This window comes from Phenylobacterium sp. (assembly GCF_036723115.1).
In the GTDB taxonomy this organism is placed as follows: domain Bacteria; phylum Pseudomonadota; class Alphaproteobacteria; order Caulobacterales; family Caulobacteraceae; genus Phenylobacterium.
In genome coordinates, this window is record NZ_DAIMHV010000248.1 from 1 (window position 1) to 1876 (window position 1876).

Below are 1876 nucleotides of genomic sequence, written 5' to 3' on the forward strand. Positions count from 1 at the left end.
CGGCCGATGCATAGTGCAGGCCGTGGGTCAGTACGTGCACCTTCGCCTCGCGCCAGGGCACGAACTGGCCGTCCAGCCAGATCCAACCGTCGCGATCGTCGAAGGGAACGAGAGACATAGGCTTTGCGCCTCCTTTCAATGCGCCCTCCTTACAGCGCCGCAGGCGCGCCGCGTCAAACGGAAAGGGCGCGCGGCCCCATGGCGGCGGGCGCGCGCTCGGCCTATCCTCACGCCCAGCGCCACCTGAGGATCGCAGCCCCCGATGAGCCTCGCCGAAGCCGCCGGACCCTTGAGCCGCCACCTGCTGGTGGTGGATGACGACGACCGCATCCGAGAACTTCTCAAGGCCTTCCTCAGTCGCGAGGGTTTTCGCGTCACCACCGCGGCCAATGCCGGGGCGGCCCGCAAGCTGCTGGAGAGCTTCGACGTGGACCTGGCGGTGTTCGACGTCATGATGCCCGGAGAGGACGGGGTCTCGCTGACCCGCTGGCTGCGCGCCCGCGGCGGGGCGGCCGGCCGCACGCCGGTCCTGATGCTCACCGCCCGGGGCGAGCCGGAGGCCCGCATCGCCGGCCTGCAGGTGGGCGCCGACGACTATCTGGGCAAACCCTTCGAACCCCAGGAGTTGCTGCTGCGCATCGGCGCCATCCTGCGCCGCGCGGGCGAGCGGGCGCCGGCGGGGGGGCGTCTGTCCCTGGGCGCCTGCCAGTTCGACCTGGCGCGGGGGGAGCTGCTTCAGGACGGCGAGCCGGTGAAGCTGACCGAAGGGGAGGCGACCCTGTTGCGCCGCCTGGCCCAGACCCCGCACGAGCCCGTGGACCGCCTGGAGCTGGCCCGGGACACGGTGGATCCGTCCGGCCGCGCCGTGGACGTGCAGGTGACCCGGTTGCGGCGCAAGATCGAGGCCGAACCCAAGGCGCCGCGCTACCTGCAGACCGTCCGCGGCGTCGGCTATCTGCTGGCGCCCGACTGATGCGCCTGCGTCTCACGCCGCGGCATCTGGGCCGGCTGATCAAGCGCCGCCTGCCCACCAGCCTGTTCGGCCGGTCGCTGCTGATCATCGTCCTGCCCGTGGCCCTGATGCAGGTGGCGGTGACCTGGATCTTCTTCGACGCCCACTGGGACACGGTGACCAGCCGCCTGTCGGACGGCCTGGCCGGCGAGGTGGCCTGGGCGGTGGAGAGCTATCAGGACGATCCCAGCCCCGAGGCCTTCGCCACCCTGGCCGAGCGGGCCGAGCAGTCGCTGAGCCTGTCCATCGCCCTGCAACCCGGCCGAGACCTGCCGGAGAACCGGCGCTATTCCTTCTTCGCGCCGGTGGACCGCGCCCTGAACCGGGCCCTGTCTGAGCGGCTGGACGCCCCCTATTGGTTCGACACCACGCGCTACCCTGCCTATGTGGACATCCGCGTTCGGGTCGACGAAGGCGTGCTGCGCATCCTCGCCCCCCGGGACCGGGCCTTCGCCACCCAGGGCCATATCTTCATTCTCTGGATGAGCATCGCCACCCTGCTGCTGACGGCGGTGGCCATACTGTTCATCCGCAACCAGACCCGGGCCATCGAGCGGCTGGCCACGGCGGCCGACGCCTTTGGCCGGGGGGTGGACGATCAGGGCTTCAAGCCGCACGGGGCCCGCGAGGTGCGCCAGGCCGCCCACGCCTTCCTGGCCATGAAGAGCCGCATCCAGCGCCATATCGAACAGCGCACCGCCCTTCTCGCCTCGGTCAGCCACGATCTGCGCACGCCGCTCACCCGGTTGAAGCTGGAACTGGCCCTGGCGCCGCCCGGCCTGCGCACCGAGGAGATGAAGCGCGACCTGGCCGAGATGGAGCACATGATCGACGAGTACCTCGCCTTCGCCCGCGGCGAGGGCG

The 1876-nt window shown here is 70.9% G+C and carries 2 protein-coding genes and 1 pseudogene; 2 read left to right on the forward strand and 1 reads right to left on the reverse strand.

Annotated elements, in window-relative coordinates:
• A pseudogene (locus V7D28_RS15115) lies at positions 1 to 118 on the reverse strand (branched-chain amino acid aminotransferase); the annotation flags it as partial.
• Between the two features lie 144 nt (positions 119 to 262).
• On the opposite strand from V7D28_RS15115, the gene V7D28_RS15120 reads away from it, so the two are divergent.
• Both V7D28_RS15120 and V7D28_RS15125 read left to right on the forward strand, forming a co-directional pair.
• Positions 263 to 973, forward strand: coding sequence for a response regulator (locus V7D28_RS15120; protein WP_333588207.1), 711 nt, complete (start codon positions 263 to 265; stop codon positions 971 to 973).
• Positions 973 to 1876: histidine kinase dimerization/phospho-acceptor domain-containing protein (locus V7D28_RS15125; protein ID WP_333588208.1), on the forward strand; the 904-nt coding region annotated here is incomplete at its 3' end. The genes V7D28_RS15120 and V7D28_RS15125, both read left to right, overlap by 1 nt.

Excerpts from the sequence above, each read along its gene's own strand:
- V7D28_RS15120 (WP_333588207.1), top strand. The coding sequence starts at position 263 with ATGAGCCTCGCCGAAGCCGCCGGACCCTTGAGCCGCCACCTGCTGGTG.